30 protein-coding genes are annotated in these 25966 nt (G+C 64.9%); 29 read left to right on the forward strand and 1 reads right to left on the reverse strand.

Annotated elements, in window-relative coordinates; translation table 11 throughout:
* Position 1: 1 nt before the first annotated feature.
* Positions 2-790 carry a DUF1217 domain-containing protein gene (locus LPJ38_RS13115; RefSeq protein ID WP_145636003.1) on the reverse strand — a complete coding sequence of 263 codons (789 nt, stop codon included), beginning with the start codon at positions 788-790 and terminating at the stop codon, positions 2-4.
* A 142-nt stretch (positions 791-932) separates the two neighbouring features.
* On the opposite strand from LPJ38_RS13115, the gene motA reads away from it, so the two are divergent.
* The 29 genes from motA (at position 933) to flbT (ending at position 25958) form a co-directional block, all read left to right on the forward strand.
* Entirely contained in the window at positions 933-1829 is an 897-nt protein-coding gene (gene motA / locus LPJ38_RS13120) for a flagellar motor stator protein MotA (RefSeq protein ID WP_145636000.1), read from the forward strand.
* Positions 1826-2767, forward strand: coding sequence for a flagellar motor switch protein FliM (locus LPJ38_RS13125; protein ID WP_008560388.1), 942 nt, complete (start codon positions 1826-1828; stop codon positions 2765-2767). Before motA ends, LPJ38_RS13125 begins: the two co-directional genes overlap by 4 nt.
* Positions 2748-3059: a hypothetical protein gene (locus tag LPJ38_RS13130; RefSeq protein WP_145635997.1), complete on the forward strand. Its 312-nt coding sequence runs from the start codon at positions 2748-2750 to the stop codon at positions 3057-3059. Before LPJ38_RS13125 ends, LPJ38_RS13130 begins: the two co-directional genes overlap by 20 nt.
* A 76-nt stretch (positions 3060-3135) precedes the next feature.
* Positions 3136-3525, forward strand: a complete 390-nt coding sequence (fliN, locus tag LPJ38_RS13135) for a flagellar motor switch protein FliN (RefSeq protein WP_145635994.1) — start codon at positions 3136-3138, stop codon at positions 3523-3525.
* Positions 3526-3527: 2 nt separating this feature from the next.
* A complete protein-coding gene (locus LPJ38_RS13140; RefSeq protein ID WP_145635991.1) occupies positions 3528-4568 on the forward strand; it encodes a flagellar motor switch protein FliG in 1041 nt (346 codons plus the stop codon).
* A 13-nt stretch (positions 4569-4581) separates the two neighbouring features.
* Positions 4582-5667 (forward strand): flagellar biosynthesis protein FlhB, encoded by a 1086-nt coding sequence (gene flhB / locus LPJ38_RS13145; protein ID WP_145635987.1) that lies wholly within the window; start codon positions 4582-4584, stop codon positions 5665-5667.
* An 84-nt stretch (positions 5668-5751) separates the two neighbouring features.
* Positions 5752-6132, forward strand: coding sequence for a flagellar basal body rod protein FlgB (gene flgB / locus LPJ38_RS13150; protein ID WP_145635984.1), 381 nt, complete (start codon positions 5752-5754; stop codon positions 6130-6132).
* Positions 6133-6143: 11 nt separating this feature from the next.
* On the forward strand, positions 6144-6560 hold the full coding sequence (gene flgC / locus LPJ38_RS13155) for a flagellar basal body rod protein FlgC (RefSeq protein ID WP_145635981.1): 417 nt from the start codon (positions 6144-6146) through the stop codon (positions 6558-6560).
* A 2-nt stretch (positions 6561-6562) separates the two neighbouring features.
* Positions 6563-6892 (forward strand): flagellar hook-basal body complex protein FliE, encoded by a 330-nt coding sequence (fliE, locus tag LPJ38_RS13160; RefSeq protein WP_145635978.1) that lies wholly within the window; start codon positions 6563-6565, stop codon positions 6890-6892.
* Positions 6893-6910: 18 nt separating this feature from the next.
* The gene (gene flgG / locus LPJ38_RS13165; RefSeq protein ID WP_008560375.1) at positions 6911-7699 is read left to right on the forward strand and encodes a flagellar basal-body rod protein FlgG; all 789 of its coding nucleotides are present in this window, start codon (positions 6911-6913) and stop codon (positions 7697-7699) included.
* Positions 7700-7712: 13 nt separating this feature from the next.
* Complete coding sequence (flgA, locus tag LPJ38_RS13170) at positions 7713-8189, forward strand: flagellar basal body P-ring formation chaperone FlgA (RefSeq protein WP_167520522.1); 477 nt, start codon at positions 7713-7715, stop codon at positions 8187-8189.
* Complete coding sequence (gene flgI, locus LPJ38_RS13175; protein WP_145635973.1) at positions 8186-9316, forward strand: flagellar basal body P-ring protein FlgI; 1131 nt, start codon at positions 8186-8188, stop codon at positions 9314-9316. The genes flgA and flgI overlap by 4 nt, the downstream gene beginning before the upstream one ends.
* Before the next feature lie 67 nt (positions 9317-9383).
* Positions 9384-10121: a MotE family protein gene (locus LPJ38_RS13180; RefSeq protein WP_167520521.1), complete on the forward strand. Its 738-nt coding sequence runs from the start codon at positions 9384-9386 to the stop codon at positions 10119-10121.
* A complete protein-coding gene (gene flgH, locus LPJ38_RS13185; protein ID WP_145635967.1) occupies positions 10122-10829 on the forward strand; it encodes a flagellar basal body L-ring protein FlgH in 708 nt (235 codons plus the stop codon). It begins immediately after the preceding gene.
* A 42-nt stretch (positions 10830-10871) separates the two neighbouring features.
* Complete coding sequence (locus LPJ38_RS13190) at positions 10872-11315, forward strand: flagellar basal body-associated FliL family protein (protein ID WP_167520527.1); 444 nt, start codon at positions 10872-10874, stop codon at positions 11313-11315.
* Positions 11312-12052, forward strand: a complete 741-nt coding sequence (fliP, locus tag LPJ38_RS13195; protein ID WP_145635960.1) for a flagellar type III secretion system pore protein FliP — start codon at positions 11312-11314, stop codon at positions 12050-12052. The genes LPJ38_RS13190 and fliP overlap by 4 nt, the downstream gene beginning before the upstream one ends.
* Positions 12053-12293: 241 nt before the next feature.
* Positions 12294-13199, forward strand: a complete 906-nt coding sequence (locus tag LPJ38_RS13200) for a flagellin N-terminal helical domain-containing protein (RefSeq protein WP_008560349.1) — start codon at positions 12294-12296, stop codon at positions 13197-13199.
* 268 nt (positions 13200-13467) lie between these two features.
* Positions 13468-14379: a flagellin N-terminal helical domain-containing protein gene (locus tag LPJ38_RS13205; RefSeq protein ID WP_008560347.1), complete on the forward strand. Its 912-nt coding sequence runs from the start codon at positions 13468-13470 to the stop codon at positions 14377-14379.
* Between the two features lie 292 nt (positions 14380-14671).
* A complete protein-coding gene (gene fliF, locus LPJ38_RS13210; RefSeq protein ID WP_167520520.1) occupies positions 14672-16297 on the forward strand; it encodes a flagellar basal-body MS-ring/collar protein FliF in 1626 nt (541 codons plus the stop codon).
* Complete coding sequence (locus tag LPJ38_RS13215; protein WP_145635955.1) at positions 16294-16986, forward strand: hypothetical protein; 693 nt, start codon at positions 16294-16296, stop codon at positions 16984-16986. Before fliF ends, LPJ38_RS13215 begins: the two co-directional genes overlap by 4 nt.
* A 6-nt stretch (positions 16987-16992) precedes the next feature.
* Entirely contained in the window at positions 16993-18252 is a 1260-nt protein-coding gene (locus tag LPJ38_RS13220; RefSeq protein WP_145635952.1) for a MotB family protein, read from the forward strand.
* Positions 18249-19430, forward strand: coding sequence for a chemotaxis protein (locus tag LPJ38_RS13225; protein ID WP_145635949.1), 1182 nt, complete (start codon positions 18249-18251; stop codon positions 19428-19430). Before LPJ38_RS13220 ends, LPJ38_RS13225 begins: the two co-directional genes overlap by 4 nt.
* Positions 19427-20734, forward strand: coding sequence for a flagellar hook-length control protein FliK (gene fliK, locus LPJ38_RS13230; protein WP_145635946.1), 1308 nt, complete (start codon positions 19427-19429; stop codon positions 20732-20734). The genes LPJ38_RS13225 and fliK overlap by 4 nt, the downstream gene beginning before the upstream one ends.
* Positions 20685-21266, forward strand: coding sequence for a transglycosylase SLT domain-containing protein (locus LPJ38_RS13235; RefSeq protein WP_145635943.1), 582 nt, complete (start codon positions 20685-20687; stop codon positions 21264-21266). The genes fliK and LPJ38_RS13235 overlap by 50 nt, the downstream gene beginning before the upstream one ends.
* A gap of 90 nt (positions 21267-21356) precedes the next feature.
* Complete coding sequence (locus tag LPJ38_RS13240) at positions 21357-22589, forward strand: flagellar hook protein FlgE (protein ID WP_145635940.1); 1233 nt, start codon at positions 21357-21359, stop codon at positions 22587-22589.
* A 34-nt stretch (positions 22590-22623) separates the two neighbouring features.
* On the forward strand, positions 22624-24102 hold the full coding sequence (gene flgK / locus LPJ38_RS13245; RefSeq protein ID WP_145635937.1) for a flagellar hook-associated protein FlgK: 1479 nt from the start codon (positions 22624-22626) through the stop codon (positions 24100-24102).
* A gap of 3 nt (positions 24103-24105) precedes the next feature.
* The gene (locus tag LPJ38_RS13250) at positions 24106-25152 is read left to right on the forward strand and encodes a flagellar hook-associated family protein (protein WP_145635934.1); all 1047 of its coding nucleotides are present in this window, start codon (positions 24106-24108) and stop codon (positions 25150-25152) included.
* A gap of 51 nt (positions 25153-25203) precedes the next feature.
* Positions 25204-25548, forward strand: coding sequence for a flagellar biosynthesis regulator FlaF (flaF, locus tag LPJ38_RS13255; protein ID WP_167520519.1), 345 nt, complete (start codon positions 25204-25206; stop codon positions 25546-25548).
* Positions 25548-25958 carry a flagellar biosynthesis repressor FlbT gene (gene flbT / locus LPJ38_RS13260; protein WP_008560289.1) on the forward strand — a complete coding sequence of 137 codons (411 nt, stop codon included), beginning with the start codon at positions 25548-25550 and terminating at the stop codon, positions 25956-25958. The genes flaF and flbT overlap by 1 nt, the downstream gene beginning before the upstream one ends.
* The last annotated feature ends 8 nt before the right edge of the window (positions 25959-25966 follow it).

The following is a 25966-nucleotide window of genomic DNA, read 5'->3' on the forward strand; positions in this document are numbered from 1 at the left end:
CTTACTTTCCGAAGCGGATGGACTGAAGTTTCGAGAGCATGTCGATATCCATGCTGGCCATCGACGAGGCACCGCCGATCAGGACCAGCGCGGGGTTGGTCGAGTTGTCGCTCTGGGCCTGGGTCGCATCCCACATCGCGGCGAAGCGCTGCACGAACTTCATGACCTTGGCCGGGTCCTGGAAGTCGGTGAGCTTGATCCTGTCCGTGATCATCTTGGCCTGGGCGTCGATGTCGGCCGCGCTGATCGTCGAGGGCAGGCCGAGCGCGGTCTGAACCACCTGCGTCAGCGCCTTGTCGGCGAGGATTTGATAGGAGGTGGTGATGGTGGAAGCCTTGCGGGTGAAATACAGCGCCAGCCGCAGGCCCTCGTTCTGGTCGCCGGCCTTCTGCTCCATCGTCTGCCTGACATATTGCGTCGCCGTCCCGGTCGTGGCCTGGGCGGTCTTGGTCGCATTGCTGCCGAGGGCGGCGAAGTTGAAGGCGCTGGCGAATTCGCGGTAGCGGACGTCGGTGAGCTTGTTGGCGAAGGTGTTCTTGTTGCCGACCCCCTCGGTCAGCACCTTGCGCATGAACGCCTTGGCATAGATCATGTCGCTGAGGCCGTAAGCCTTCATCGCATAAGAGTAGAGGCGGTAGTCCTTCAGGAAATCGTCGATCGTCTTCACGTCGCCGATGTGGCTGAGGAAATAGTCGGTCTCGCGGCTGACATCCGGCTGCGTCGCGACCTGCGTCAGCGACTTGCTCATGTCCTTGGTCAGTCTGGTGTAATCCGCGATGGTGGATAGCATGAGACGCGTTCCTCTGGCCGCTCCCGCGACGTCGTCGCAAGCTGCCGCGAATTGCTTGCGCGGGGCTGGCGGCCCGCAAGCCAGCTTCGCGCAAGGCTCGCCGACTAGATATCTCCGGTGGGATCGGTGATGGAGCGGCGTGTTGGGCAGTTTCGTGGGGATTTTCATCACGGTGGCGGCACTGCTCGGCGGCTTTGCCGCCATGGGCGGCCATCTGGCCGTGCTCATGCAGCCGTGGGAGTTCGTGATCATCATGGGCACCGCCGTCGGCACCTTCATCGTGGCCAATCCGTGGAAGACGGTCGTGGACACCGGGGTCGCCTGCATGCAGGCCATCACCGGGGCCGTGCCGAGCGAGCGCTATTATCTCGACCTGCTCGGTGCGCTCCATGCCCTGATGCGCGAGCTGCGCGGCAAGGGCCGCAACGAGGTCGAGGCGCATATCGACGATCCCTCCTCATCCGAGATCTTCAAGGCGTTTCCGAGCGTGCTCTCCGACCCGGCGCTGCTCCAGTTCATCTGCGACTATGTCCGCCTCATCATCATGGGAAATGCGCGCACGCATGAGATCGAGGCGCTGATGGATGAGGAGATCCACACCATCGTGAAGAGCAAGCTGTCGCCCTATCATGCGCTGGTGACGGTGTCCGAGGCGCTGCCGGCGCTCGGCATCGTCGCCGCCGTGCTCGGCGTCATCAAGGCCATGGGGGCGCTGGACCAGTCGCCGAAGCTGCTCGGCGGTTACATCGGCGCGGCCCTGGTCGGCACCTTCGCCGGCATCTTCCTGTCCTACGGCGTCCTTTCGCCCTTTGCGATCAAGATCAAGATGACGCGCGAGAAGAAGTGCCGGCCCTATATCATCGTCAAGCAGACGCTGCTGGCATTCATGAACGGTGCCATGCCGCAGATCGCCGTCGAGCACGGCCGCAAGATGATCGCGAGCACCGAGCGGCCGTCGATCGACGTCGTCGAGAACGAGACGATCACGGGTCCCAAGGCCGTCCCAGCCGAAGCCGAACCGAAGGCTGCCCGCGCATGATGATGGAAGACGTCGAGGTCGATCAGCGCAAGCAGCTGCCGAACTACCTGCTCGACGCGGCGGGTATCTCCATCGAGCGCATGCCGATGCTCAATGTGATCTTCGATCGCATGGCGGCATCGTGCACCGACAGCCTGCAGCCGATGGCCGGAACGCCCTGCTATTTCTCGGTCAACGGCATCACCAATGACCGCGTCGGCGACATCATCAATCCCTACGAGGCCAACGCGGTGGCGGCGGTGCTCTATGCCGAGCAATGGGACTCCCGCGTCATCATTATGCTCGACCGCGATTTCGTGTTCACCATGGTCGAGGCGATGTTCGGGTCCGACGGCGCCGAGCCGCCGCTCGACGTCGAGCGCGCATTCTCGAACATCGAGATTCGTCTGGTGCAGGCGCTGTTCGAGCGGTTCGCCAAGGCGCTGCAATCCGCCTTTGCCGGAACCTCCAACGTCACGTTCCGCGTGGAGCGGGTCGAGACGGCCATGGCCTCGCTGGCGATCGGACGCAGCGGCAACATGTCGATCTGCGCCAACATCATGTTGCAGGCGCTCTATCGCGGCGGCCAGATGTTCCTGATCATTCCGCACTCCGCGCTCAACCCGCTCAGGCAGAAGCTGGCGCATGTCGTCGTCAGCGACGGACGCGCGTCCGATCCGCGCTGGCGCGAGCAGATGGAGAGCGAGGTTCACCGCACCGAGGTGACGCTGAGCGCGGTGCTCGACGAGAAGATGATAACCCTCGGCGATGTCGTGAAATTCCAGGTCGGGCAGGTGCTCGAGCTCGAAGCCACGCCGCGCACGCTCGCCCGGCTCGAAAGCAACAACCAGGTGCTGTTCTGGTGCCAGATCGGCCAGCTCGACGGCTATTACGCCATGCAGGTGGCCGATCCGGTCGATCAGAAACGGGAGTTCGTCGATGATATCCTATCTCGTTGATGCCGTGCTGCTGATCGCGCTCGCCTTCACCAGCATGCGGGTGACCAAGATGCACCGCGAACTGGCGCGGCTGCGCAGCTATCAGGGCGAGTTCTCGACCATCGTCCAGGAGACGGCGGGGGCGTTCGACACGGTCATCCATGCGGCGCACGATTCCACCGCAAATCTCGGACGGCTCGCCAATGTGCTGAGCACGAAGATCGATCAGGCCCACGAGGCGATCGCGGCACTCGATGCGAGGTCCGGGCTCCGGCCCACCGCGAGCGCCGGTGTCGAAGTGAACAAGCATTGAAGCCGAAGCCGGCGAAGGCGATACGGCCGGAACGCCACGGCGCTCCGGCAGCGGAAATACCAAGAGGCGATACCACATGGCGCAATCCTTCGACTATGAGTCTGCCACGCGAGCATCGGCATCCGACGAGGGGCATGCCGACACATCTCCACTGGAGCGGCTGGCGGAGATCGCCGCGCGCACGGCAGAGGAGACCGGCAAGTTCGCCAATGTCGATGCCATCCTGCGCATTCCCGTCACCATGCAGGTGGTGCTGGGGTCCGCGACCATTCCGGTGGCGAACCTGATGAAGCTCGGGCGCGGCGCCGTGGTGCCGCTCGATCACCGGGTCGGCGAGCCCGTCGATGTCGTCGTCAACGGCCGCATCGTGGCCCGCGGCGAGGTGGTCGTGGTCGAAGAGGACAATTCCCGCTTCGGCGTCTCGCTGACGGAGATCGTCGGTCCGCTGGGGCAGGGTGATACCTGACCATGGCGGCACAGGTCGGCATCGCTCCCGTCAAGCCGCGAGGCGTCGCCACGCTGGGCGGCACGGAGAAGGTCGCGGCGCTCCTGCTGGCCATGGGCCGGCAGGCGGCCGCGAGCGTGCTTCAGCAGTTCGAGCCGCAGGAGATCCGCATCGTCACCAAGGCCGCCGCCGAGCTGCGGCCGATCACGGCGCAGGAGCTGGAAGGGATCGTCGAGGAATTCGCCCAGCAGTTCTCGATGGGAGCCAACATCCTCGGCACGCTCGGCGGCCTGGAAGCCGTGCTCGGTGACGTGCTTCCGGCCGACCAGGTCTCGCAGATCATGTCCGATCTGCTCGGCAATTCGAGCCGGTCGGTCTGGGATCGGGTCTCGTCGGTGTCCGAGAATTCGCTGGCGAGCTACCTCTCCAAGGAGCATCCGCAGACGGCGGCGCTGATCCTGTCCAAGGTCAAGCCGGCCTGTGCCGCCAAGGTCATGAGCCAGCTGCCCTCGAGCCTGCGCAACGAACTGATGCGGCGCGTCCTGAGCCTCAAGCCGATCGTCGACGACGCCATGCGCATCATCGAGAAGACGCTGCATGAGGACCTGACGCTCAACTTCGCCCGCAACCTCGGCGCCGACACCTACGCCCGCGTCGCCGACATCATCAACAAGATGGAGCGTGGCCACATCGAGGACATGCTGAAAAGCCTGTCGGAGAAGCGGCCGAAATCGGCCGAAGTGCTGAAGGAGCTGCTCTTCACCTTCGATGACGTCGTCAACCTGACGCCGAAGGCGCGCACCATGATCTTCGACCAGGTGCCGACCGACCGCATCGTCGTCGCGCTGAAGGGGACCGACAAGAACTTCCGCGAGCTGATCCTGTCGTCGGTCGCCTCGCGCGTCCGCCGCGTCGTCGAGCACGAGCTCGCGATCGGCGAGCCGTCGAACCAGCGCGACGTGCTGGAGGCGCGGCGCGTGATCACCGATCTCGCGCTCGACCTCGCGGAAAAGGGTGAAATCGAGCTCAACCCCGAGCAGGAGGATGAGCTGGTCTTCCGCTGACCGCTGAACGGGCATGGCAGAAACATCCGATAAGGAGAGCAAAACAGAAGAGCCGACCGAGAAGAAAGTCCGTGACGCGCTCGAACAGGGCAAAATCCCGGTCTCTCGGGAGGCTTCCATCCTCGCCTCGATGGCGGCGTTGATGGTGATCCTGTCTTTTCTGATCGGCCAGGGCGTGCAGCAACTAACGCCGACGCTGAGGAGCTTCCTCGACGATCCCGAAGGCTTCCCCCTCACGACCGGGGCGGATGCGCAGAACCTGCTCATCGTGGTGGGGCTGCAGGCGCTGCGATTCCTGGTGCCGTTGGTCGTCATCTTGATGGCGTTCGGCCTTGCATCCTCGCTGCTGCAGAATGCGCCGCGCCTCGTGCTCGACCGCATCAAGCCGGACTTGTCGCGCATCTCCCCCGTCAGCGGCTGGAGCCGGCTGTTCGGATCGCAGGGCCTGGTCGAGTTCGCCAAGTCGCTGTTCAAGCTCGCCTCGGTATCCGCCGTCGTCGCCTTCGTGCTGCGGTCGTCGGAAGCGAAGGCATTCGAGGCGATGTACACCGATCCGGTGGCGCTGCCGGAGATGATCCTCAACATCGCGATGCGGATCGTCTCGGCAATCTGTATCGCGACCATCGTCCTGGTCGCGATCGATCTCGCCTGGTCGCGCTTCCACTGGCGGCGCGAGCTGCGCATGACCAAGCAGGAGATCAAGGACGAGCACAAGCAGGCGGAAGGCGATCCGCTGATCAAGGCGCGCCTGCGCTCGCTCGCGCGTGACCGCTCGCGCCAGCGCATGATCGCCTCCGCCGCGCGCGCAACACTGGTGATCGCGAACCCGACGCACTTCGCGATCGCGCTGCGCTACAAGCGCGAGGAGAACGCCGCGCCGCTCGTCGTCGCCAAGGGCATGGACGTGATCGCGCTGAAGATCCGCGAAGTCGCCGAGCAGAACCGGATTCCCGTCATCGAGAACAAGGCGCTGGCACGCGCTCTCTACGAGGCGGTTCAGGTCGATCAGGTGATTCCGGCCGAATTCTTTCGCCCCGTCGCCGAAATCATCTACTTCCTGCAGTCCAAGCAGGCGGCGCGGTCCGAGAAGGTTCCATAGATTTCCGAGGACGGCGCGGGCTGCATCAGCCTGACGAAAGCTTGCGACCCTAAGCTTGCCCCAACAGAACATAACGGGGTTGTCGTGGGACCGCTTTATCTTTTCGGACTGGCATCGTCGCAGGCGCGCTATCTCGAACTCCGCCAGTCGACCATCGCCACCAACGTCGCCAACGCCAACACGCCTGGCTTCAAGGCGCGCGACGTCGAGCCCTTCAACAAGGTGCTCGATGGCATGCCGGTCAGGCTCGCGATGACGTCGCCCTCGCACATGCAGCTGTCCGCAGCCGAGACCGACACACGCAAGATCGACAAGAAGGACAGCTGGGAAGTCGTGCACTCCGGCAACTCCGTCAGCCTCGAGCAGGAGATGATCAAGGGCAGCGATGTCAGTCGCGACTATTCGATGAACTCGGCAATCGTGCGGTCGTTTCACCGCATGGTCCTGTCGAGCGCAAAGGCCTGAGGTGAATTGACATGCTGGACTCTCTTCAATCGTCATTGACGGTCGCGAGCTCCGGGCTCGAAGCGCAATCGACCCGCATGCGCATCGTGTCGGAAAACCTGGCGAACGCGACATCGACCGGGCGCACCGCCGGCGCCGATCCGTATCAGCGCAAGACCATCACCTTCGATGCCGCCATGGATCGCGCTTCGGGCGCGCAGCTGGCGAAGGTCAAGGAGATCGGGGCCGACACCACGCCGTATCGCGTCGAGTACGATCCGGGGCATCCCGCTGCCGACAAGGCCGGCTACGTCAAGCTGCCGAACGTCAACATGATGATCGAGATGGCCGACATGCGCGAGGTCAGCCGGTCCTATGAAGCCAATCTCCAGGTCGTGAAGCAGGTGAGATCGATGCTGGGCATGACCATCGATCTCCTGAGGAGCTGACAATGCTCGAGGCAATTTCATCCACGGCGGTCTCCGCAGGCCAAGCGGCAAGCCGGGCGACCGAGACGCAGGCCATCTCGTCGGCGGCAACCTCCGCGATCCAGTCCGGTGACGAGGTCGGCTTCGAATCGGTGATGAAGCAGGTGACGACGGACGCGATCGGAACGCTGAAGGCGGGCGAGGCGGCGTCGATCTCGGCGATACAGGGCAAGGAATCGACGCGGCGCGTCGTGGAGGCGCTGATGTCGGCCGAGCAGGCCTTGCAGACCGCGGTCGCCGTTCGCGACAAGGTCGTGCAGGCCTACCAGGAAGTCGTTCGGATGTCGATTTGATCTGAGGGAGTGACGATCGTGAAATCGCTCGCCATTGCGGCCACCGGCATGAACGCCCAGCAGACCAACGTCGAGGTCATCGCCAACAACATCGCCAACATCAACTCGACCTCCTACAAGCGCGCGCGTGCGGAGTTCACCGATCTGTTCTATCAGATGGACCGTATGCAGGGCGTCGCCAACGTCAACGGCTCCTCGCCGATCCCGGAAGGCAGCAATCTCGGCCTCGGCGTCAAGTCGGCGGCGATCCGCAAGCTGCACATCCAGGGCGCGCTGACGCAGACCGGTAATCCCTACGACCTCGCGATCAACGGCCGCGGCTGGTTTCAGGTGCTTGGCCCGAACAACGAGGTGCAATACACCCGCGCGGGCTCGTTCAACACCAATGCCAACGGCCAGCTCGTCACGATCGACGGCTATCTGCTGGATCCCGCGATCACGGTGCCGCAGGGCACGGTTGAGGTCACGGTCAACCAGACCGGTCAGATGTTCGCCAAGCTGGACACCGAAATCAATCCGCGGCAGATCGGCCAGCTCAATCTCGCCAATTTCGCCAACGAAGCAGGTCTCGAGCCACTCGGCAGCAATCTCTACCGCGAGACCACGGCCTCCGGCACGCCGGTGGTCGGGTTGCCCGGCGATGCCGGCTACGGCAAGATCAACCAGCGCTATCTCGAGGCCTCCAACGTCGATCCGGTCAAGGAAATCACCGAGCTGATTTCGGCCCAGCGCGCCTACGAAATGAACGCCAAGGTCATCCAGGCCTCGGATGAAATGGCCTCGACCGTGTCGAAGGGCATGCGCTAGTTCCGGTGTCTGGATGTTGAACAGGGTGGGCCTGATCATGCGCGGGTTGGCCGCCGTGCTGCTGGTGCTCGTCTCGGCGCGCCTCGCCGCGGCCGAGGAGAAGCGGCTGCCGGTGCCGGCCGTCTCGATCCGGGCGGGCGAATTGATCCGGGACGACATGATCATCGAGCGCGGCTTCGCGCCGAATCTGCTCGGCGTCGCCATGTTCATCGAAGGACGCCAGGTCCTGGTCGGTCGAATGGCCCGGCGCACGCTATTGCCGGGCCAGCCGATCCCGACCAATGCGGTGGAGGATCCCTGGACGGTCGCCCGCGGCGCCATGGTCAAGGTCGTGGTGGAAGACAGCGGGCTGTCCATCGTCACCTACGGCTCGGCGATGCAGTCGGGCGCGGCCGGCGCGCTCATTCCGGTGCGCAATACCGACACCGGCGTGATCATCAGGGGTGTCGTACAGCCGGACGGCACGGTCAAGGTCGTGGACGGGTCATGACCAGAATCCTGCTCGCGCTCGTCCTTCTCTTCGCCGCCGCCAGCGCCCAGGCCGCCGTCCGCATCAAGGACATCGCGGACATCAAGGGACTGCGCGAGAACCAGATCGTCGGCTATGGTCTCGTCATCGGCCTGAACGGCACCGGAGACACGCTGCGCAATGCGCCGTTCACGGAGCAGTCCCTGCAATCGATGCTCGAGAACATGGGCATCAATGTCAGGAACGAGGCCACGAGCATCAACAACCCGGCCCGGCCGACCACGCTGCGCACGCGCAACGTCGCGGCCGTGATGGTGACCGCGGACCTGCCACCCTCGATCGGAGCCGGCGAGCGGATGGACGTGACGGTGTCGTCGCTCGGCGATGCGACCTCGCTGCTCGGCGGCACGCTGGTCATGACCTCGCTGCGGGCGGCGGACGGCGCGGTCTATGCCGTCGCGCAGGGCGCGATCACGGTCGCCGGTTACAGTGTCGGCGGCCAGGCACAGAACGTCAGCCAGGGCACGCCGACCGCGGGGCGAATTCCGAACGGCGCGCTGGTCGAGCGCGAGGTGCAGGGGAGTCTCCATGAAATGGAGTTCCTGGTGCTGGAGCTCAAGAACCCCGACTTCGTCACCGCAACGCGCATCCTCGACGCCATCAACCGCTATGCCGGCGGCCGCTATCGCGCGCAGATCGCCTTTGAGCGCGACTATCGCACCATTGTGCTGTCGAAGCCGCGCCACATCGGCCCGGTGCGATTCCTGGCTGAAATCGGCGAGCTGACGGTCGAGCCGGATACGCCGGCGCGGGTGGTGATCAACGAGCGCACCGGCACGGTGGTGATCGGACGCGACGTGCGGATATCGACCGTTGCCGTGACGCACGGCAATTTGACGGTTCGCGTCACGGAGATGCCGGTGGTTTCGCAGCCGGCGCCGTTCTCGCGTGGGCAGACGGTGGTCGTTCCGCAGACGGTGGTCGAGGCCAACGAGGCTGGATCTCAGGTGGCGATCCTCAGCGGTGTCGATCTGCAGCGCCTGGTCCGCGGGCTGAACCAGATCGGCCTGAAACCGTCAGGCATCATCGCCATCCTCCAGGCGATCAAGACGGCAGGCGCACTGCAGGCTGACGTCATCGTGCAATGATGCATAAGCGTCGTGCAAGCTTGGTCGCGCAATGCTCTGGTCTCGACCGAGAATCGCGCGCGGCCCGATGCTGAAACTGGATCACCAAGCCAAACTCCTCCTCGTCGCGGTATGGACGCTTGCGGGCGCTTCGCCCGTGCTGGCGCTGGACGAGGCGAAAGCGTCGAAGCCGCTCAATTTGCTGTCCTTCGCGCGTGCCCGCGCATCCGGATCGCAGAAGCTGGCCTCTCCGATTCCAGGCGCAGACGCTATCCGTGCCACCGCATGGGCGGCCGAGGACTCCGGACCTGCCATCACCGGCGCAGTGCCGGCTGCGGAGACGCCGGCGCCTGTCCGTGCAGCCAAGCCCGGCAGCGTCACGGCGCCACCGAAGCCCGCCGCGCCACAGGCCACTGTCCCCGCCGACAACGAGGTCGCGTTGTTCTGTAGCAATGTCGCCGACCCTGCCGTCGATGCAAGGCTGGCCTGGCAGCTCAAGGAACTGGAGAAGGCCGAGAGCCTGCTGCGCGAGCGCATCGCCGAGGTCGAAACCAAGCGTGCCGAATACGAGAAGTGGATGGCGCTACGCGACGAGTTCCTGAAGAAGGCCGAAGCCAGCGTGGTCGAGATCTATTCGCGCATGAAGCCCGAGGCTGCGGCGACCCAGATCGCCGGAATGTCCGACGAGACCGCCGCCGCGGTGCTGGCCAAGCTGAGCCCGCGGAGCTCGAGCGCTATCTTCAACGAGATGGATACGGCGCGCGCGGCGCACCTTGCGGACCTGCTGGGCGGGATGCGCCGCGTGGACGACGGAAAGACCAGATAGATGAAGAAGCCGATCCTCATCCTCATCCTCGCGCTCGCATCGGCGCCCCTGGCCGGATGCTACCACGACCCGGCCGAAGTCCTGACCGGCCCACGACTGTCGCCGGTCGGCAGCGGCCTGCGGACGCAGGCCTATCCGATTCCCGTGACGCCGCGCATGCGCACGCCCGTCAGCTATCGCTCGACCTGGGACGATGGCACCGATCTCTACCGCGATCCCCGGGCACGGCGCACCGGCGACGTCGTCACGGTGATCATCTCGATGCAGGACAAGGCCAAGCTCGACAACAAGACCGATCGCTCGCGCGATTCGCAGATCAAGTTCGGGCTCGACTGGCTGATGGACGTTGCCGGATGGAACGATACGGGTTCGGCCAACGCCAATCTCAGCACCAACACCCAGATCAAGGGCAACGGCCAGATCGATCGCACCGAGGACATCAAGCTGTCCATCGCGGCCATCGTCACCGACGTCTTGCCGAACGGCAACATGATGATCAGCGGTTCGCAGGAGTTTCGCGTCAACACTGAGATGCGCGTGCTCAATGTCGGCGGCATCGTGCGTCCGCGCGACATCTCGCGGGCCAACACGATCTCCTACGACAAGATCGCCGAGGCACGCGTGTCCTATGGCGGTCGCGGAAATCTGTCGGACGTGCAACAGCCTGGATGGGGACACCGGATCTATGACGCCGTGGCACCATTCTGAGATCTGCGCCGGCCGGGCCGCATCGCGGGAGCAGGGGACGTGATGCGCCTGATTGCGGCCGTCGTCGTGCTGACCCTCGTCGCGATCGGTGCGGGCGCGCTGGCCGGCCTGCATCTGTTCGCGGCGGCCGAGCGCGTCGCCGACGCGAAGAAGAGCGCCACGCCGCCGCCCCTTGCGTCGAGCTACGCCGGCAGCGCCCGGCTTCGAAAGCTGTCGCCGATCGTGACCAATCTTGCCGCCCCCGCCAACAACTGGGCCCGCGTCGAAGCCTCCATGGTGACCGAGAGCATGAGCGACGAGGACGCCGGAATTCTGGCCGCCCACATCAGCGAGGACATCGTCACTTACCTGCGCTCCGCTTCGGTTGCGCAGTTCGAAGGATCGCGCGGCCTCCAGCATCTGCGCGAGGACCTCACCGAGCGCGCCAATGTCCGCTCTTCCGGAAAGGTGCGCGAATTGATCATTGAGACGTTGGTGATCCAGTGAGAGTGAAAGTCCTGCTGCTTGCCTTGGTCCTGGCCGTGCTGCCCGAAGTGGCGCTCGCCCAGATTCCCGACCTCAACTCGCTGCTGCCGCCCGGCAATGGCTCCACCAGCGGCCGCATCATCCAGCTGATGGCGCTGATCACCGTGCTGTCGGTGGCGCCCGGTCTGCTCATCATGGTGACGAGCTTCACGCGGTTCGCGGTGGCGCTGTCGTTCCTGCGCGCCGGTCTCGGCCTCCAGACCACGCCCGCCAATCTGGTGCTGATCAGCCTCGCGCTGTTCATGACCTTCTACGTGATGGCGCCGACCTTCGACCGCGCGTGGGAGAGCGGCGTGCAGCCGCTGATGAAGAACGAGATCTCGGAGGAGGAGGCCTATCTGAAGATCACCGATCCGTTCCGCGAGTTCATGCTGGCCCATGTCCGCGACAAGGATCTGCAGACCTTCGAAGCGCTCGCCGCCGAGAGCTTCCGCAAGAAGTTCGACGACAAGCGCATCGACATGCGCGTCATCATTCCAGCCTTCATGATCTCCGAGCTCCGGCGCTCGTTCGAGATCGGATTCCTTATCATCCTGCCGTTCCTCGTCATCGACATGATCGTGGCGACGCTGACCATGTCGATGGGCATGATGATGATGCCGCCGACCATCCTCGCGCTGCCGTTCAAGATGCTGTTCTTCGTGCTGATCGACGGCTGGAATCTGCTGGCGTCCGGACTGGTGCGCTCATTCTCGTGACGGAGCGAGGCTCGAACCGCGCGATCATGGTTAGCGGATGGTAACCGCGAGACCCCGGTTACAGCCATGAAATTCAAGGCCATTTTAATCCGGCGGCAAGATTCGGCGTGGTAGCAAGGCGTCACGGCGGGTTGGACCTCACCCACATCGGTCCAAAGGCATGATGCCGCCCCTCCGTACCGGTGAAAGCCCGGTATGTCCCCAAGTGAAAATGTAACGCGTACATAAAGGGACATTCGCAATGTCAAGCCTGCTCACGAACTCGTCCGCCATGACCGCGCTCCAGACCCTGCGGTCTGTCAGCTCGCAACTCTCCACCACGCAGACCCGGATCTCCACCGGCCAGCGCGTGGCCACCGCTTCCGACAACGCCGCCTATTGGTCGATCGCGACCTCGATGCGCGCCGACAACGCCGCGCTCTCCGCCGTGTCCGACTCGCTCGGTCTGTCGGCCGCGACCGTCGACACCGAGTACACCGCTCTCAACAAGGTTCTCGGCGACAGCAACTCCGGCCTGACCAAGCTCCAGTCGCTGCTGGTCCAAGCCAAGACCGCCGGTGTCGACCGCAGCAAGATTCAGTCGGAAATCACCCAGATCCAGCAGGACATGAAGAACGTGGCCAGCGCGGCGACGTTCAACGGCGTCAACTGGCTCAGCACCAACGCCACCACGCCGGCGACGGTCAACCTGGTGTCGTCGTTCTCGCGCGTCGGCGCCACGCCGACCACCGGCTCGATCACCGTCACCGTCGCCAACTACTCGCTCTATACCTCGACCACGAGCGGCATCCTGGACACGGTGAGCGGCAGCGCATCGGTCGACACCATCAACATCGGCGCGCTGACCGACTCCGCGGCGGACCAGACCACGCTCGATGGCTACATCGCGCAGGTCACCGCGGCGATCGGCACGGTCTCCTCCGGTGCCGCCAACCTCGGCGCCATCAAGAACCGCATCTCGAACAACTCGGAGTTCGTGAAGTCGCTGATGGACTCGGTGGATCGCGGTATCGGCCAGCTCGTCGACGCCGACATGAACCAGGAGTCCACCCGTCTGGCGGCCCTCCAGGTCCAGCAGCAGCTCGGCGTTCAGGCGCTCTCGATCGCCAACAACAACAGCCAGAGCATCCTGTCGCTGTTCCGCTAAGCCTCGAGTCAGTCCCGGGAGGGCCGCGCTTCTCGCGAAGCGCGGCCCTTTCGTTTGGCGTGATGCTGCGCCATGATTCTGGCTGCCCTGTTGTAGCCGGATCACAACGCCACAAGCCCCGCACAAGCTTCGCCGACTAGTCTCCCCGCTACGACGAATTGGGCTCACGCGCGCATTTGCCCAGCCCAAAGGCATGATGCCGCCCCGTCGTACCGGTGCAAGCCCGGTATGTCCCCAAATCCAATCTGCTTTCAAAGGGACATCAAAGATGGCTTCCAGCCTGCTTACCAACTCCGCTGCAATGACTGCGCTCCAGACCCTCCGGAATGTCAGCGCCAGCCTGCAGACGACCGAAAATCGCATTTCGACCGGCCAGCGCGTCGCGACCGCTTCGGACAACTCGGCCTATTGGTCGATCGCGACCTCGATGCGCGCCGACAACGCCGCCCTCTCCGCGGTGTCCGACTCGCTCGGCCTGTCGGCTGCGACCGTCGATACCGAATACACCGCTCTGAACAAGGTCATCGGCGACAGCAATTCCGGCCTCACCAAGCTCCAGGCGCTGCTGGTCGAAGCCAAGACCGCCGGCATCGACCGCACCAAGATCCAGGCCGAAATCACCCAGATCCAGCAGGACATGAAGAACGTGGCCAACGCGGCGACGTTCAATGGCGTCAACTGGCTGAGCACCAACGCCACCACCCCGGCGACGGTCAACCTGGTGTCGTCGTTCTCGCGCGTCGGCGGCACGCCGACGATCAACACCATCACGGTGACGGTCGCCAACTACTCGCTCTACACCTCGACCACGGGCGGCATCCTGGACACGGTGAGCGGCAGCGCCTCGGTCGACACGATCAACATCGGCGCGCTGACCGATTCGGCGGCCGACCAGACCACGATCGATGGCTACATCGCGCAGGTCACTGCCGCGATCAACACGGTGAGCCAGTCCGCTGCCAACCTCGGCGCCATCAAGAACCGCATCTCGAACAACACGGAGTTCGTGAAGTCGCTGATGGACTCGGTGGATCGCGGTATCGGCCAGCTGGTCGACGCCGACATGAACGCGGAATCGACCCGCCTCCAGGCGCTCCAGACCCAGCAGCAGCTCGGCGTTCAGGCGCTCTCGATCGCCAACCAGAACAGCCAGAGCATCCTGTCGCTGTTCCGCGGCTAAGCGGCGGTTTCGAACACGACCGTGCTCCCCAGGGGAGCACGGTCACCGCCGTGAACGGCGGACATGAGCGCGCGATGTGTGCCCTGACATCGACTTCCTGAAGCTAATGCGACATGGCGCGACCGTTCGAGCCGCCATCGTCCGGCCCGCGGTTGCCGACATCGATCGCGTCACCAAACCCTTGTAAAATTGCAACGCCTCGTCCGCGAACCGGCATGCTCGCGTCTTCGCGCAACCTTCAGACAAGGTTGGCAGCGGAGTGTCGCACACGTTCGCATTGCCACGAGGTCATATGCTCAGTCGCGCGCAGATACAGCAACTGCTCAACAATCTGCTGGAGCTCGGGCCGCGACGCCTGATGGCCCTTGGCCTGATCGGCTTCGCCGTTCTCGTCACCGTCGTCGGCGGCGCCTATTATCTGAGCCGGCCCGAATTCGAGACGCTCTATACCGGCCTCACTCGCGAGGACGTGACGCGCATGGGCGCGGCGCTGCGCGAGCAGAACGTCACCTTCGACGTCAACACGGCCGGCGACGCGATCTCGGTGCGGCCGAGCCAGACCATGCAGGCACGGATGCTGCTCGCCGAGAAGGGGCTGCCGACCAGCGCCAATTCCGGCTACGAGCTGTTCGACAAGATCGGCTCGCTCGGCCTGACCTCGTTCATGCAGGAAGTCACCAAGCTGCGGGCGCTGGAAGGCGAGATCGCGCGCACGGTGCAGCTGATGAAGGGCGTCAAGGCGGCGCGGGTGCACATCGTGCTGCCGGTGCGCGGCTCGTTCCGCGCGACCCAGCAGCCGCCATCCGCTTCCGTCGTGCTGCGCACCGATGGCGCGATCGAGGCGCGCACTGCACAATCGATCCGCCATCTCGTCGCGGCCGCCGTCCCCGGCATGAACCGCGACAAGGTGACGGTGCTGGACGCCGACGGCTCGATGCTGCTCGCCGAAGAGGACGAGGCCAGCGCTGCACCGACCAAGATGGCGAGCCTGCAGAAGACCGTGGGCGGCATGGTGCAGGAGAACATCCGCAAGGCGCTGACCCCGTATCTGGGCCTGGATAATTTTGAGGTGAGCGTCGCGCCGCAGCTCTCCACCGACAAGAGGCAGATCAACGAGACCGTCTACGATCCCGAGAGCCGCGCCGAACGTTCGGTGCGGAACGTGCGCGAGAAGGAGTCCTCGCAGAACGCGGACCGTTCGACGCCGACCACGGTGCAGCAGAACCTTCCGGATCAGCAGGTGAACGCGGGCGGCGGCAAGAATTCCAGCGAGGACAAGACCCGCCGCGAGGACGTCACCAATTTCGAGGTCTCGTCCAAGACGACGACGACGGTGAGCGACGGCTATTCGGTCAAGAAGCTGTTCATCGCCGTCCTGGTCAACCGCGCCCGTCTCGTCGCCGATCTCGGCGACAAGAGCAACCAGGCCATCGTCGACAGCAAGCTCGCCGAGATCAGCCAGCTCGCGGCGACGGCGGGTGGGTTGGACAAGACGCGTGGCGACCAGATTCAGGTGACGGCCGTCGACTTCATCGAGGGCTCGCGCGAGCTGGCGCCGGTGCCGCCGATCACCTTCGTCGAGATGATCAACAAGCAGCTCGGCAGCGTCATCAACGCGGTGACCATTCTCGCCGTTGCCTCGATGCTGGTCTGGTTCGGACTTAGGCCCGCAGTCAACGGCATTCTGACCCATCGCGCCGAGCAGGAGCAGGCCGAAGCGGCCGAGGTAGCCGAGCTCGAAGCCGCGGCCGCACTTGCGCTGCCGGACAGCGACGAGGCCGAACTCAACCTCGTCGAGGATCTCGAGGGCAAGCTGCAGCGAACGCCACAGAAGCGGCTGGAGCAGATCGTCCGGCTCGATCAAGCACAGGCGGCGGCGATCCTTAAAGACTGGATGCGGCGCGAGGAGGCGGCATGAACGCGGCAATCGGAAAATTCCTGACGCAGTTCGACGCGAACGGCCGCGCCAAGTCGCCGACGCCTCCGCCGCCCAAGATCCAGGACGTGCTGACAAGGCCGAAGGAAGTCCGGCGCGAGCCGCAAGCTCAGTCGCAGCCGCAGCCGCACGCCCAGCCGCAGCTTCAGCCGCCTTCGCCCGCGCCGGAAGCTCCGCCGGTCAATCTCCTCGACGATGCCTATCGGCGCGGCCATGCGGCCGGCGTTGCGGAAGGCGACGCCAGGCTTGCGGAGGAACGCGTCCGTAGCGCCATCCGGCTCGGCGAGGAGCGCGCGAAATGGTCCGATCAGCAGGCGGCCACGATCGTCAACGGTTTCGAGGCGGCTTGCCGCGAGATCGAGAGCAATATCGCGAGCTCCGTTGCGCGGATCTTGCTGCCGTTCCTCAACGAGGCGGTTCGCGACAAGGCGATCGGATCGCTGGTCGAACAGATCGCGGCCTTGACCGGGAATTCGCCGATGCCGGTGTTCAAGGTCACCGGCCCGAGCGAGCTATTGGACCTCGTGCGGGTGCAGCTCGAGAAGTCCCGGCGGACGGGCATCGCCTATGAGGCCGCCGACAGCTTCGAGGTTCGCGCCGTGGCCGACCAGACCGTGATCGAGACGCAGATCTCGGCCTGGAGCGAACGCCTCAAGGAGGCGCGCCGGTAGTTCGCCATGAATGAGGTCAAACCAGAGCTCGTGATCATCCGTCGGCGGAGCGCCTTCGACGACGAGAAACCGCATGGGGGCGTCTGGAAGATCGCCTATGCGGATTTCATGACCGCGATGATGGCGTTCTTCCTGGTGATGTGGCTGTTGAACGCGCTCAACCAGGACCAGAAGCAGGTGGTCGCGAGCTACTTCAATCCGATCAAGCTCGCGGAGAACGCACCTGCCCCGAAGGGCCTGAAGGATCTCTCCAAGAAGGAGCCCTCGTCGTTCGAGGGGCAGGACGGCAGGCGCAAGCCGGCCGGGCCGAACGAGGAACGGCGCGGCGACTCGCCGACGGCGGAGAAGCCGGCCTCCTACGAAGAGAAGGTCCTGTTCCGCGATCCCTATGCGACTCTCGCCGAGATCGCCAATAGCGCGAACCAGGCTTCCGGCCAGCGGCGCGCCGGCGCGTTGACGTCTGCCGAGGAGGACGGTCTCAAGGGCGGCGACGCCTACCGTGATCCCTTCGATCCCGGTTACTGGAAGCTGGCGCCGCAGGCGTCCAAGGACGCGGATCGCATCATCGAGAGCGAGCCGCAGGCGCGCCGTGCCAAGGCGGATGAGGCCGGCGGAAGCGTGGCGCCGAACGCAGACAGCGCGTCCGCAAGCCTGTCGCCGTTGTTGCCGCCGGGGCCGGCGCCGTCGCAGGCCTCACGCGAGGGCAATGCCCAGGCCGGCGCTCAGGCCAATGCCGCCGCGCAGGCGCGTCCCGGCGATATGACGAAGCAGTCCGAACCGCGCGATGCCGCGCAGACGCAGCAGCCGACCGTCAAGCAGCTTCAGTCCGCCATCGCGGATGCGCTGTCGGACATCAAGGCCGGCGCGGGCCCGGCGGCGGAGGTGCGTCAGGTCGAGGAGGGGCTTCTGATCAGCCTGACCGACGATGCGAGCTTCGGCATGTTCGCGGTCGGCTCGGCCGAGCCGCGGCCTGAGCTCATTCGCGTGATCGACAAGATCGGCCCGCTGCTGACGAAGCGGCAAGGCTTGATCATCGTCCGTGGCCACACCGATAACCGGCCGTACCGGTCGGAGGCCTACGACAATTGGCGGCTGTCGACCGCGCGTGCGCAGATGGCTTATTACATGCTCGTCCGCGCCGGCGTCGATGCGCAGCGGATCGAGCACATCGAAGGCTACGCCGACCGGCGGCCGAAACTGCCGAACGATCCGGCGGCCGCGCAGAACCGCCGGATCGAGATCCTGATCCGGGAGAAGCGCTCTTGATCAGGCCGTTCCTCCGCGCCGTGCTGTTGCTGCTGCCGCTCGCGGGGGCAAGTGCGTTTGCCGAGCCGTCGCCACCGTCAGCCGAACAGCCGTATGAGCTGGTGCGCGCGTTGCAGGCCGTGCAGGACGGCATTGCCAACGGCGACACTGCGGCGCATGGCAGCCACATCGCGCTGATCCGGCAGATCGGCGAGAAATTTCTCGCCGCTGATGCCGGCGTGTGGAGCAGTGCGCAGAATGGTCAGGCCGTCGTTATCTACCTGCTCAGCGGCGGCGCGCCGCAGATCGTCCGCAAGCTGCCGCGCGACAGGATGACCATCGACGAGCGGCTGTTCAATGGTGCGCTCGCCTATGTCGAGGGCCGCCAGGACGAGGCACGCGAGCTGCTCAAGGACGTCAAGCCGCGGACGCTTCCTTCAGGCCTCGGCGGACAGGTCGCGCTGGTCCAGGGTGCGCTGTTCGCGCGCAGCGAGGCCTCGTTCGCGATCGAGCGCCTGGACGATGCGCGCCTGCTCCTGCCCGGTACGCTGGTGGAGGAGGCGGCGCTGCGGCGCGAGATCCTGCTGGTCGGGCAAGCCGAGGATTTCGACAAATTCGAGTTCCTGACGCTGGCCTATATCCGCCATTACCGCAACTCGATCTATGCCGGCGATTTCTGGCAGCGCTTCTCCACGGGCCTGACGCAATCGAGCCTCGCGCTTGACGAGCGGCGATTTGTGCGGATCGCGACGCTGCTGGAGCAGATCGATCGCGCCGACCGTCTCAAGCTCTATCTCGTGATCGCGCGCGCGGCGATGCTGCGCGGACGGATGGCTGTCACCCGGCTAGCCAGCGAGCGCGCCCTGATGCTCAGCGCCGATGCGTCGATGGACCGCGAGCGTGCGCATCTCTTCCGTGGCGCCTCGCGGACGCTCACCGACGAGTATGACGGCGGTCTCGCCGAGCTGAAGGCGCTCGATCGATCGAAGCTGCCCGAGCGCGACGTTCCCCTTCTGAATGCGGCGGTGCAGCTCGCGATCGACATCCGAAAACCGTTCGCCGCAGGATCTGCAGCTGCAGCCGACAAGCCTCCTGCAACGCCGGCGCGGCTCGACCTCGCATCGTCGACCGCGACCGTCGCGCGTGCGCAGAAGCAGCTCGGCGAGCTCGAACGTCTCACCAGGGATCGCCGTCCATGACCAAGCTCAACGGAACCTCCGGACAGGCTTTCTCGGGCCTCGCCGAAACTCTCAACATGCGCGGCACGTCGCGCTCGACGAAGGGCGCCGGGGCAAAATCACAGGCGGACTCGTCGTTCAACGATCTGCTCCGCAACGTCTCCAATCTGGCGAAGAAGGCGCTCAACGACGCGAACGCAGACACGAGCGTGAAGGCCGCATCGTTGCGGTCGCATCTGGCCCCGCCCGCCGAGGGCAAGACGAGCGACGAGACGGTTCACGAGCGCACGGACCCAGTCGACGAAGCCAGGTCAAGCCGCAAGTCTTCCGACTTGCCGTCGGAAGGCCCAGCCGACCCCACCGCAAAGGTGGACGTCACGGATCGCTCCAGCGTTGTTGCGATGGCCGGCCAGGAGCTCGCTGCTGCGCCGGCGGCGAAATCGCAGATTCCATCGGCAATGGACGACAGGAAAGATGCTGCGCGTGAGGAGCGTCCGTCCACGACCAGGCGCGAGACTCGGGGTGCGGACACGGCCAAAAACGGCGCAGTCGATTCAGCGCCGTCCGTGGCCGCTCCGACAGGCGCACGCTCGGCTTCCCAGGCGGCCGCGGCCACGCCGCAAGGCAGCGATGTCACCGCCAAACCAATGCCGGCAGCATCTGGCTTCGAGGCCGTCACGGCCAATGTGGAGCGCGCGGTGAAGGCTTCGGCGCGGGAGGCGTTGCCCGAGGCGACCAAGGTCACCGTGCTCCAGCAGGAAACCCATCTGCCGCCGGCGCAGTTCAATGCGCCGCAACAGGTTGCAAGCGCTGTCGTCGCCGAGCTGAAGGAATCCGCCGCGGCCTCCGCTCTCCCCGATCCCACGGCGTCGCAGGCCAATGCGCCGGACCAACCGCTCAAGATCCTGACCATTAATCTCGAACCGCCGGCGCTCGGCAACGTCACCGTGCGCCTGCGTCTCGTCGGCACCGAAGTGTCCGTCCACCTTGCGGCCGAACGCAAGGATACCAGCCAGTTGCTGGACCAGCAGCGCGATTCGATCCGCGATCTCATGCAGTCGGCGGGCTATGTCGCTGACGTCGCGCCGGTCCAGCACGGCACGCTGGATGGATTCCAGAGCGGCTCCGGCCAATCACAGTCGCAGCTTTCGAGCCAGCAGCAGCCGCCGTCGCAGTCGCAAGGCTCGTTCGGCGGCGCCAGCTCGTCGTCGGGGCAGTCGGACGGCGAGGCGAGGCAGGCCCGGCAAGAGCGCCAGCCCAACCAGGAGACGCGTCATGACCAGGACGTGGCGCCGCAGATTCGTCGTGGCCCTGTTTATCTGTAACGCGGGAGCTGCGCAGGCGGCTGCCGACAGCGCGCGGCCCTGCGAGCGCGAGATGGCGCGTGCGGCCCAGCAGCACGGGATTCCGCTGGGCATTCTCTATGCGGTCGGTCTCACCGAGACCGGGCGCCGTGGCGCGCTGCATCCTTACGCGCTCGGCGCCGATGGGCAGACCGTGTTCGCCAAGGACATCAATGACGCGATTGCGAATTTCGAGACGATGCGAAGCAAGGGCATCAAGCTGGTCGACCTCGGCTGCATGCAGATCAACCATTACTATCACGGCGACAAGTTCGCCTCGGTGCGCGCGATGTTCGATCCGGCCCGAAACGTCGAATACGCCGCGCGCTTCTTGAAGGAGCTGAAGCAGCGCGAGGGCAGCTGGACCATGGCGGTCGCCCGCTACAATGCAGGTCCGAACAATCAGCCGGCGCAGAAGCGCTACGTCTGTCACATCGTCGCCCATCTCGTCTCGAGCGGCTTCGGCGCGTGGACCGACAAGGCCCGCTCGTTCTGTCAGCCGAAGACAACCTGACGACGTGAAGTTGTGCATGGTTCCTCTCCATCAGCCCCGCGCAAGCAAGAACCCTCATTGTAACTGCACCCTACCACAGGAGCCCAATCGATGAGCCTCTACGGCATTATGCGCACCGGCGTTTCCGGGATGTCTGCGCAGTCCAACAAGCTGTCGACGGTCTCGGACAACATCGCGAACGTCAACACCACGGGTTACAAGCGGGCTTCCACCGAATTCTCCTCGCTGATCCTGAAGAGCGGCTCGGGCAATTACGATTCCGGCGCCGTCGAGACGACCGTTCGCTACGCCATCAGCGACGCCGGACACACTCAGTTCACCACGTCGACGACGGATCTCGCCGTCCAGGGCAACGGCTTCTTCGTGGTGTCGAATGCCGACAACACGCAGCAATATCTGACGCGCGCCGGATCGTTCGTGCCGGACAGCCAGGGCAACCTGGTCAACGCGGCCGGCTACTATCTGCTTGGCCAGCCCGGGCTCGTGACCAATTTCTCACAGAACAGCCTGGCGGGCATGCAGATCGTGAACATCGCGCAGGTCTCGCAGGTGCCGGTGCCGACGACGGCCGGAACGCTCACGACCGGCAATCTGGATCCGAAGGCGGCCGTCATCGCCGGTCCGCCCGGCCCGGCGTCCTACTCGTCGAAGAGCTCGATCGTCGCCTACAACAATATCGGCCAGGCGGTCACGCTCGACGTCTACATGTCCCACACTGCGACCGCTGCGGGTTCGGACACCTGGCAGGTCCAGGTCTATAATTCCGCGACGGGCACCTCGCTCGGCGCCGCCACCACCTTCACCTTCGACACCACCGCGGCCGGCAGGGGCGCGCTGGCTGGAGCGAGTCCGACGAGCCTCGCCTTCACCGTCCCGGGCGGCGCGGCGATGACCTTGGACCTGTCGAACATGACGCAGGTCGGAGCAGATTTCAGCTTCAAGGCCACCGTCAACGGCAGCGTTCCCGCGGCCATCGACAAGGTCGACGTCGACGAGGCCGGCCACGTGACGGCGATCCTCAAGAACGGGCAGCAGCTGACGCTGTACACGATCATGCTTGCCGACGTCGCGAGCCCCGACAATCTGACACCCGAGCCCGGCAACGTCTACTCGACCAACATGAATTCCGGCAACGCCCAGGCCGGCAACGCCGGCACCGGTGGGCTCGGCACGATCCAGTCCGGTGCGCTGGAAGATTCCAACGTCGATCTCGCGGACGAGCTGACCGGGATGATCGAGGCGCAGCGCGGCTTCACCGCGAACTCGAAATCGTTCCAGACCGGCGCCGACCTGCTCGACGTCGTCGTCAACCTGAAGCGCTGAATCCTGAAGCGCCCGTCCCGGGCAAGAGCACATCATGTCCCTTACCGCCGCTCTCGACTCCGCCCGCGCCTCGCTCATGGCGTCAGGCATCCAGTCCTCGACGATCTCGCGCAACATCGCCGGCGCCAGCGCAACCGGCTATTCGCGCAAGATCGCCGTGCTGGACAATCTCCCCGGCACCGGCGTCTATGTCGCGGCGATCCAGCGTGCCGCGAGCGGCGGCCTGTTCACCAACGTCCTCACCGCGACGTCTGCCTCCGCCAAGCAGGGCGTGATCTATGACGGTCTCCAGAAGATCGCGGCCGCAACGGTGGACGATCCCGAGCTGGAGCAGTCCCCGACCGCGCAGCTCACCAAGCTGAAGCAGGCGCTCCAGCAATACGCGAACTCGACCGACAATGCGACCCTGGCGCAGGCCGCGGTGACGTCAGCCAAGGACATGGCGACCACGCTCAACCAGGCGACCAAGACCGTGCAGTCCGTGCGCGAGGGTGCGGATGCCGACATGGCGACGTCGGTCGCCAACATCAACCAGCTGCTCGCCCAATTCGACAAGGTCAACACCGCGATCGTGAAGGGGACAATCTCCGGGGACGACGTTACCGACTATCTCGACCAGCGCGACGACATCGTCTCGAGGCTGTCGCAGGAGGTTGGTGTCTCGATGTCGCTCCGGGCCAATGGCGACGCGGCGCTCTACACCGACAGCGGCGTCGTGCTGTTCGACAAGACGGCGCGAACGGTGAGCTTTGCGGCGACCAATGTCTATACGCCCGGCACCACCGGCAATGCGGTCTATATCGATGGCGTCCCGGTCACCGGCGCCAATTCCGTGATGCCGCTCAAGACGGGCAAGCTCGCCGGCCTCGCCGAGCTGCGCGACAAGGCCACGGTCACGTATCAGAGCCAGCTCGACGAAATCGCGCGCGGCCTGATCGACGCTTTCAAGGAGAGCGATCAGTCGGCAATCCCGACGCTAGCCGACAGGCCCGGCCTCTTTACCTATCCCGGCGCACCGGCGATGCCCGCGAGCGCCACGATCTCAGTCGGCCTTGCCGGGATGATCAGCGTGGCCGCGTCGGTCGATCCGGCCGCGGGCGGCAACCCGAACCTGCTGCGCGATGGGGCCATCAGCGGCAACGCGGCCTTCAACTACAACACGACCGGCAATGCCGGCTTCTCGGCACGGCTCCAGCAGCTCATCAACGAGATGGACGCGCCGCAGCCATTCGCCGCCGCGGCGCAGGCCAAGCCAAGCGGCAGCGTGATCGAGTTCGCCTCGTCCTCGGCAAGCTGGATCGAAAGTCAGCGCAAGACCGCGGACGACAGCGTCCAGTACCAGAACACGCTGCTCGACCGCAGCACCGCGGCATTGTCCAACTTCAACGGCGTCAACATGGACGACGAGATGGCGTTGATGCTCCAGGTCGAGCGCACTTATTCCGCATCATCGAAGATCATTTCCACCGTCGACGAGATGTTGCAGAGCCTGCTGGCTGCCGTGGGGAACTAAGTCATGATGAGCGCGAACTACATCTCGACCCTGATGCTGTCCTCGGCCTTGAGGTCCTCGATCACGAACAATCAGGCGGCGCTGAGCAAAGCCACGAAGGAGGCGACCACCGGCCGTTTCGCCGATGTCGGCCTCGAACTCGGCACCGGCACGGGCCGCGACGTCAGCCTGCGCGCCGAGTTCAATTTCGCCGACCAGCTCGTGGACACCAACGAGCTGGTCGCCGGCCGGCTCGACGTGACCCAGAATCGGATCACGCAACTCGGCAAGACCGCATCGGACTTCCTCAAGAACCTGATCGCAGCGCGCGACGCCGACAGCGGAGCGCGGATCATCCTGCCGAGCGCATCCGCCAATCTCCAGGATCTCGTCGGCGCGCTCAACGTCTCCTACAACGGCTCGTACCTGTTCGGCGGCATCAATACGCAGACCCAGCCGATCACGAACTACGTCGCCGGCTCGGCCAGCAAGAACCAGCTCGATGCCGACTTCCTGGCGAGCTTCGGCTTTGCGCAATCGTCGGCCAGCGTGAGCACCATCACGCCGGCGCAGATGCAGAATTTCCTCGACAACACCCTCGACCCCGAGTTCGCGAGCCCGGCCTGGGACACCAACTGGTCGTCGGCCACCGATCAGACGCTGTCGAGCCGCATCTCCACGACCGAGGTCGTCGACAGCTCGGTCAGCGCCAACCAGCCCGGCTTCCGCAAGCTGGCCGAGGCCTACACCATGCTGACCGACCTCGGTAACACGAGCCTGAGCAAGGATACGTTCCAGGTCGTCGTCGACAAGGCCATCAGCCTCGTCAGCGGTGCGATCAACGACCTCGCCGTGCTCGGCGGCACGGTCGGCTCGATCCAGCAACGCGTCACTGGCGCGACCGAGAAGCTGAAGATCCAGAAAGACATCCTCAACGACCAGATCGTGAAGCTGGAGGCGGTCGATCCGACCGAGGCCTCGGTCCGGGTCAACACCTTGCAGACCCAGATCAAGACGGCGCTCGCGCTGACCTCGCAGCTCCAGCAGATCAGTCTCATCAACTATCTCTGAGACATTCGCGATCCTGTCCTGTTGATTGGTTTCCCGTGCAGAGTGGTTCAGATGACGTTTGAAGCCTATGAAGCGGTTGTCGACGAGAGCGGCCATGAGGCGCGGGGCCGCGAGCGGCAGGCGCTCAGCCTCGGCATCGACCGGCTCGAACGGATTCAGCGAGGCCCATTCCACATCGAGGAGCAGGTCGAGAGCCTGCTCTATGTCCGGCGGCTGTGGACCATCTTCATCGAGGATCTCTCGCATCCTGAGAACGGGCTTCCGGACCAGCTGCGGGCCGACATCATCTCGATCGGCCTGTGGGTGGTCAGGGAAGCCGACCGCGTTCGCGACGAGAAGTCGAGCGACGTGATGCAGCTCATCGAAATCAACCGCCTGATCCGAGACGCACTTTGATGAAGATCTCCTTGCGCGCCGGCGAACGGATCTACGTCAACGGCGCGGTGCTGCGCGTGGACCGCAAGGTCTCCGTCGAACTCGTCAACGACGTGATGTTCCTGCTCGAAGGGCAGGTCATGCAGGCGTCCGACGCCACCACGGCGATGCGGCAGCTCTATTTCATCGTCCAGCTGATGCTGATGAACCCGACCGACGTCCGGGACGCGTCCGTGCTCTACGCGCAGCACCACGCCGCCCTGCTTGCCGTGTGCGAGAACCGCGAGATGCTCGACGGGCTCGCCGCGGTCGACGAGCTGGTCGGCACGACACGCTATTTCGAGGCGCTCAAGCGCATTCGGGCGCTGTTCCCGGTGGAGCAGGCCATCCTGGCCGGCGCCGCGACCCATTCCCCATTCCAGGCTGCCTGACAGCGGAG

Origin of the sequence: Bradyrhizobium daqingense (assembly GCF_021044685.1) — a bacterium.
Lineage (GTDB): Bacteria > Pseudomonadota > Alphaproteobacteria > Rhizobiales > Xanthobacteraceae > Bradyrhizobium > Bradyrhizobium daqingense.

Coding starts and splice junctions, on each gene's coding strand:
- fliE (WP_145635978.1), top strand. CDS start 6,563: ATGCTCGAGGCAATTTCATCCACGGCGGTCTCCGCAGGCCAAGCGGCA.
- flbT (WP_008560289.1), top strand. CDS start 25,548: ATGAAGATCTCCTTGCGCGCCGGCGAACGGATCTACGTCAACGGCGCG.
- flgH (WP_145635967.1), top strand. CDS start 10,122: ATGAAGAAGCCGATCCTCATCCTCATCCTCGCGCTCGCATCGGCGCCC.
- LPJ38_RS13140 (WP_145635991.1), top strand. CDS start 3,528: ATGGCGGCACAGGTCGGCATCGCTCCCGTCAAGCCGCGAGGCGTCGCC.
- LPJ38_RS13205 (WP_008560347.1), top strand. CDS start 13,468: ATGGCTTCCAGCCTGCTTACCAACTCCGCTGCAATGACTGCGCTCCAG.
- LPJ38_RS13125 (WP_008560388.1), top strand. CDS start 1,826: ATGATGATGGAAGACGTCGAGGTCGATCAGCGCAAGCAGCTGCCGAAC.
- flhB (WP_145635987.1), top strand. CDS start 4,582: ATGGCAGAAACATCCGATAAGGAGAGCAAAACAGAAGAGCCGACCGAG.
- LPJ38_RS13235 (WP_145635943.1), top strand. CDS start 20,685: ATGACCAGGACGTGGCGCCGCAGATTCGTCGTGGCCCTGTTTATCTGT.
- fliN (WP_145635994.1), top strand. CDS start 3,136: ATGGCGCAATCCTTCGACTATGAGTCTGCCACGCGAGCATCGGCATCC.
- flgC (WP_145635981.1), top strand. CDS start 6,144: ATGCTGGACTCTCTTCAATCGTCATTGACGGTCGCGAGCTCCGGGCTC.
- flgK (WP_145635937.1), top strand. CDS start 22,624: ATGTCCCTTACCGCCGCTCTCGACTCCGCCCGCGCCTCGCTCATGGCG.
- LPJ38_RS13190 (WP_167520527.1), top strand. CDS start 10,872: ATGCGCCTGATTGCGGCCGTCGTCGTGCTGACCCTCGTCGCGATCGGT.
- flaF (WP_167520519.1), top strand. CDS start 25,204: ATGACGTTTGAAGCCTATGAAGCGGTTGTCGACGAGAGCGGCCATGAG.
- fliK (WP_145635946.1), top strand. CDS start 19,427: ATGACCAAGCTCAACGGAACCTCCGGACAGGCTTTCTCGGGCCTCGCC.
- LPJ38_RS13240 (WP_145635940.1), top strand. CDS start 21,357: ATGAGCCTCTACGGCATTATGCGCACCGGCGTTTCCGGGATGTCTGCG.
- LPJ38_RS13200 (WP_008560349.1), top strand. CDS start 12,294: ATGTCAAGCCTGCTCACGAACTCGTCCGCCATGACCGCGCTCCAGACC.
- LPJ38_RS13250 (WP_145635934.1), top strand. CDS start 24,106: ATGATGAGCGCGAACTACATCTCGACCCTGATGCTGTCCTCGGCCTTG.
- flgI (WP_145635973.1), top strand. CDS start 8,186: ATGACCAGAATCCTGCTCGCGCTCGTCCTTCTCTTCGCCGCCGCCAGC.
- fliF (WP_167520520.1), top strand. CDS start 14,672: ATGCTCAGTCGCGCGCAGATACAGCAACTGCTCAACAATCTGCTGGAG.
- flgA (WP_167520522.1), top strand. CDS start 7,713: ATGTTGAACAGGGTGGGCCTGATCATGCGCGGGTTGGCCGCCGTGCTG.
- LPJ38_RS13215 (WP_145635955.1), top strand. CDS start 16,294: ATGAACGCGGCAATCGGAAAATTCCTGACGCAGTTCGACGCGAACGGC.
- LPJ38_RS13220 (WP_145635952.1), top strand. CDS start 16,993: ATGAATGAGGTCAAACCAGAGCTCGTGATCATCCGTCGGCGGAGCGCC.
- LPJ38_RS13180 (WP_167520521.1), top strand. CDS start 9,384: ATGCTGAAACTGGATCACCAAGCCAAACTCCTCCTCGTCGCGGTATGG.
- LPJ38_RS13130 (WP_145635997.1), top strand. CDS start 2,748: ATGATATCCTATCTCGTTGATGCCGTGCTGCTGATCGCGCTCGCCTTC.
- LPJ38_RS13115 (WP_145636003.1), bottom strand. CDS start 790: ATGCTATCCACCATCGCGGATTACACCAGACTGACCAAGGACATGAGC.